Genomic DNA, 4711 nt, shown 5'->3' on the forward strand with positions numbered 1-4711 from the left:
GGTGGGCCGATCCGGTGGACGCGATCCTGCTGCTGCAGGGGTTCAGGCAGGCGGTCGATGCCGTGGCGTCGCGCACGGGGTGCACCGAATTGGCCGACTATCAGCTGAAAGGCGCGTTGGGCCTGTCGCACGGCTACGAGCTGGCCCAGTTGAAAAGCAAGGGGCTGCTGGTGCATCGGCGGGACGGGCATTACGTGTGCGACACCAGGGATTTCGCGCGGTGGGTCGCGCAGCAGTGCGACCGGCTGCGCGCGATGCCGCGCCGCGAGCGTTCCGCGCAGCCGGTCGGGTCGCAGGGGACGCTGCTATGAGCCGGCGTGGTGGACATGTGGACGGGCGTGTGGACAACGGGCCCGAGAGGAAGCTGTATTACAGCCGTTCCGAGACCGCGCGCATGCTCGGGGTGAGCGTGAGCACCCTGGACCGGATGCGTCATGACGGGCGCGGGCCGGTTCCCACCGTGTTCGGACCGCGCACTATCCGATACGCGGCCGGTGACATCATCCGTTGGCAGAGAACGAACGGGGGCGCGAGATGAGCACGAGACGACAGGCCATCAGCCCGGCGGTCAAGGCCAGGGTGACGGAATCGTACGGCACGGGTTGCTGGCTGAGGTTCCCGGGGTGCACGGGCCGTGCGGACACGCTGGACCATCTGCTGCCGTACAGCAAGGGCGGCACGGATAGCGTGCGGAACCTGCGGCCGGCGTGCCGGCATTGCAACAGCCTGCGGGCCGACCGTCTGATCCAGGGCAGGGGCGTCGAGGTGCATGTGCTCATGTCCTCGCCGCGCATCGGCATGACGTGGGGCAAGGGCGCGCCGGCGATGGTGCTGGACTTCGAGCGGATGCTGGGCGTGGTGTCGGAGCGTCACGGCCTTGACGACGACGCGTGGAGCGTGGCCGAGGCCATGTGGAAGGGCGCCGCCGCCCGTGCGCTGCGCATCAGGCAGGCCATGCCGCTGGTCCTGTGCCCGCCCGCGACCATCGCGGCCGGGCAGTGGCGTGAGTGGCTGCGCCTCGGCTACGACATCGAGGTGACGGACGCGCGTTCGACCAGGGACATGCGTTGCGACCGCGAGCTCAAGGCGCTGGTCGCGTGGATGCGGTCGGGCGTCTCGATGCGCGGCGTCGAACGGGCGGTCCGGGCGCGCGACGACGACTGGCGGCGGATGGGTCTGGTTTTTTAGGCTGGCGCGTCCGACGGAAGAGCCCGCCGCTTTTTTCGTCTCTCTCCGGACGGAAAATAAAAAAATTCCGGGCGGAAACGCCCGGAATCTCAACGAAATGCACCTGAATCGTATCACAATCGCGGAAAGGTGCGCAACATGCCGATGTTCGACGGTATGGACGAGGACACGGGCCGTGACATCGGCCCCATGGAGCAGACCGTGCGCGAGTTCACGCACGGCTACGGGCGCGGGGACGACCCGTACAGGCAGGTCATCATGGCCGGCATGGAGAGCCTGGCCAGGAACATCGACAGCCAGACCAAACGCGGCCGCGAGATCAGCAGGAACATGAGCGCCCTGCTGGACTGCGTCAAGGAACTGAGGCAGATGGACGCCGAGAGCATGGCCCCGGAGGACGACGAGGCCACGGCCAGGCTGCTGGAGGCGATGAGGCTGTGAGCGACGTGCAGCCGCGCTACTGCTCGGGACGCGACCCGTCACTGCCGACGGACGGGCCGGCCGTCGGCGTGGTGAGCGAGGCGCTGGGCCACCCGCTGATCCCATGGCAGCGACTGGTCGCCGACATCGCCGGCGAGTACCGGGTCGACGAGCAGGGCCGCAAGGTGCTGGCCCATCCCCGAGTCGTGGTCACGGTCCCACGCCAGGCCGGCAAGACCACCGTCGACGAGGCCGGACACATCCGCAGCCTGCTGATGGGCCCGAACCGCATCGGATGGTACGTCGCCCAGCGCGGCACGGACGCGGTCGCCCACTTCAAGCAGGTCGTCAAGGACGTGGAGGCGTCTCCGGCGCTGCGCCCGCTCATAGCCGACGTGAAGTACACGGCCGGCGACATGGGCCTGTGGCTGAAGAACGGCAGCGTGTTCAAACCGTCGCCGCCGACCGACAGCTCCGGCCACGGGTTCCAGGGCGACCGCATCACCCTGGACGAGGCGTGGGCGTTCAACGCGCAGCAGGGCGGCGCCCTGCTCCAGGCGTTCGTCCCGACGACCATCACCCGCCTCCAATTGACCGGCCAGCAGCCCCAGCTGTGGATCATGAGCACCGAGGGCACCGCGGATAGCACGTTCCTCAACCCGCTGCTGTCGGAGTGCCGTCGCGGTCAGTGCCCGGACAGCTGGGCCGTCATCGACTACGGGCTGCCGTTGGACGCCGACCCCGAGGACCTGGACGCCGTGTGGGCGTCGCACCCCGGCGCCGGACACCTGTTCACCCGCCGGCAGCTGCGCGGTTTCCGCGACGAGTTCCGCAACGATCCCGCGGGCTGGCGGCGCGCGTTCTGCAACATCCGCGACGACGGCGCGCTGGAGCGCGTCTACACGGACGACATCTGGCAGGCCGGCGTCTGCGACGGGGACACGCCGGATATGGCGCATGCGGCGCTGGGCGTGGCCGTGGACATCGACCAGGCCGCGACCAGCATCGTCGTCGCCTGGACCGGCCGGGACGGCATCGCGGCGGCGCGGCTCCTGCGCCACATCCCCGGCACGATCGGCGCGGCCGACATGGTGGCAGGACTGGCCGAGCCGCACGGCCTGCCGGTATGGCTCGACCGGAAGGGACCGGCGAGCATCATCGCGGACCAGCTCGCGGCCTATCATCCCGACACGCGCATCGCGGACATGACCGCCGCCGACATGGCAGCCACCGGCCCGTCCATGCTCGACCTGATGCGCAACCAGGCCGTCCGCCACCACCCCAGTCCCGCCTTGGACAAGGCCGTGGGCGTGGCCGTGCGCCGCTGGTCCGGCGACACCTGGTACCTGGACCGACGCCAGTCGCCCGGCGACATCAGCCCGGTCGAGGCCATGCAGCTCGCCGTGTGGGGATGCCGGCACCTGCCGCCCACGCACCCCGTGCAGGTGTTCTGACGACTCCTGACGACTCCTGACGACTCCTGACGAGTTAATTGGACGCGGGCCGTGCCGGACGGGCACGATGTGGTCCCATGGGAATCATCAACCGCATCAGGGAGTCGTTCGGGCTCGTCAGGTCGGCGCAGGGGGACGGCCCGTCGCCGGGCGTGGTCCCGCCGCCCCGGCCGGCCGTCACGGGCGACCCGATGGCCATGATCCCGGTATGCCGCGGCGTGCAGATCATCGAGACCGCCATCAGGTCGCTGCCGCTGGTGCAGCGCGACGACGAGGGGCGCCGCGTGCGCATGAGCACGATAGCCCGCGACCCCGATCCGGGCACGCCCCGAGGCGAGATGATCGCGCAGATGGTCGCGGACCTCGCGTTCAACGGGAACATCTTCATGCTGCGCCAGCATGTGGGCGGGTTCGAGGTCGGCGCCAGGCTGCTGCCGGCCGCCGAGGTCGCCGTGACCGACATGAGCGCCGACCCGACCGTGAGGGACATCCGCTATTCATGGCGCGGCGTGGAGTTCGGCCCCGACCAGGTGATCCACCGGAAGTTCATCGTGCTGCCCGGCATGCTGCGCGGCGTCGGCCCGATCACGATGGCCCGCATGGAGCTGCAGGGCATGGCCGAGACCGCCGAATACGCCAGCAACTGGCGCACCGAGAGCGGCGCCGCGTCGGCCGTGGTCCAGGTGGACGACTACCTGACCGACGAGACGGCCGACGCCGTCAAGCAGAAGGTCATGGCCGTCAGGGCCGGCACCCCGCTGGTCCTCGGCAAGGGCAGCAGCTACCAGCGGTACACGCTGAGCCCGGAGGACATGCAGTTCATCCAGTCCCGCAACTTCGACACCACCCAGGTCGCCCGCATGCTCGGCATCCCCGCGAACCTGCTCCTGGCCTCGGTCGAGGGCAGCTCGCTGACCTACCAGAACATCGAACAGAGCTGGATCGAGTTCAGCAGCTACACCCTGCAGGCGTACGCGATGCCGATCTGCGACGCGCTCTCCCAGCTGGTGCCCGCGCGCCAGCACATCGCGATGGACTGGAACAAGGCGCGCCGCTCGGACACGAAGAGCCGCTGGGAGGCGTTGAAGATCGCGGTGGACATGGGGCTGATGACCCTGGACGAGGCCCGCGAATGGGAGAACATGCCGCCGGCGGCCGTATCGCAGGCGGCTCCGACCAACGAAGTGGAGGCATGACATGAGCGAACAGGTGGAACGCCGGACCCTGACCATGAGGTTCGAGTGCCGGACCTCGCAGGACGGCAAGGGACTGGACATCACGGGCCGCGCCGTCCCGTTCGGCGACGTCATCAACATCGGATGGGCCGGGACCGAGACGTTCGACAGGGATTGCGTGTTCGACGGGCTGGACAGCGTGAAGCTGACCCTGGACCACGACCACGTCATCGGACTGGCGACCGGGTTCGACCAGCGCGACGACGGCCTGTGGATGGACGCGCACATCTCCGACACCGCCGAGGGACGGGACATCGCGCAGCTCATGCGCGACGGGGCGATCGACAGCATGTCGGTCGGGTTCATCCCGAACGAGGACAAGATCGACCGCGACGGGCTGATCCACCGGCGCCGCGTGACCCTCATGGAGGTCGCCGTGACCGGCATGCCGGCCTACAAGAACGCCACCATAAC

General features: G+C 69.1%; 7 protein-coding genes. All 7 read left to right on the forward strand.

Features of this window, described 5'->3' with window-relative positions; all coding sequences use genetic code 11:
- Nucleotides 1–311, forward strand: a 311-nt coding sequence (locus KIH73_RS10630) for a hypothetical protein (protein ID WP_219083330.1), incomplete at its 5' end; no start/stop codon positions are given.
- Complete coding sequence (locus tag KIH73_RS11250) at nucleotides 308–538, forward strand: helix-turn-helix transcriptional regulator (protein ID WP_420830237.1); 231 nt, start codon at nucleotides 308–310, stop codon at nucleotides 536–538. The genes KIH73_RS10630 and KIH73_RS11250, both read left to right, overlap by 4 nt.
- Complete coding sequence (locus KIH73_RS10635; RefSeq protein ID WP_219083332.1) at nucleotides 535–1188, forward strand: HNH endonuclease signature motif containing protein; 654 nt, start codon at nucleotides 535–537, stop codon at nucleotides 1186–1188. The genes KIH73_RS11250 and KIH73_RS10635 overlap by 4 nt, the downstream gene beginning before the upstream one ends.
- A gap of 138 nt (nucleotides 1189–1326) precedes the next feature.
- Nucleotides 1327–1629 carry a hypothetical protein gene (locus tag KIH73_RS10640; RefSeq protein WP_219083334.1) on the forward strand — a complete coding sequence of 101 codons (303 nt, stop codon included), beginning with the start codon at nucleotides 1327–1329 and terminating at the stop codon, nucleotides 1627–1629.
- On the forward strand, nucleotides 1626–3062 hold the full coding sequence (locus tag KIH73_RS10645; protein WP_219083336.1) for a hypothetical protein: 1437 nt from the start codon (nucleotides 1626–1628) through the stop codon (nucleotides 3060–3062). Before KIH73_RS10640 ends, KIH73_RS10645 begins: the two co-directional genes overlap by 4 nt.
- A 77-nt stretch (nucleotides 3063–3139) precedes the next feature.
- Nucleotides 3140–4258 (forward strand): phage portal protein, encoded by a 1119-nt coding sequence (locus tag KIH73_RS10650; protein WP_219083338.1) that lies wholly within the window; start codon nucleotides 3140–3142, stop codon nucleotides 4256–4258.
- Nucleotide 4259: 1 nt separating this feature from the next.
- Nucleotides 4260–4711 (forward strand): HK97 family phage prohead protease (locus KIH73_RS10655; RefSeq protein ID WP_219083340.1); only part of this gene is annotated, 452 nt, incomplete at its 3' end.

Origin of the sequence: Bifidobacterium phasiani (genome assembly GCF_019331775.1) — a bacterium.
Taxonomy (GTDB): domain Bacteria; phylum Actinomycetota; class Actinomycetes; order Actinomycetales; family Bifidobacteriaceae; genus Bifidobacterium; species Bifidobacterium phasiani.

Bases quoted from the DNA above. Each gene is read 5' to 3' on its own strand.
- KIH73_RS11250 (WP_420830237.1), top strand. From the start codon at position 308: ATGAGCCGGCGTGGTGGACATGTGGACGGGCGTGTGGACAACGGGCCC.
- KIH73_RS10635 (WP_219083332.1), top strand. From the start codon at position 535: ATGAGCACGAGACGACAGGCCATCAGCCCGGCGGTCAAGGCCAGGGTG.
- KIH73_RS10640 (WP_219083334.1), top strand. From the start codon at position 1,327: ATGCCGATGTTCGACGGTATGGACGAGGACACGGGCCGTGACATCGGC.
- KIH73_RS10650 (WP_219083338.1), top strand. From the start codon at position 3,140: ATGGGAATCATCAACCGCATCAGGGAGTCGTTCGGGCTCGTCAGGTCG.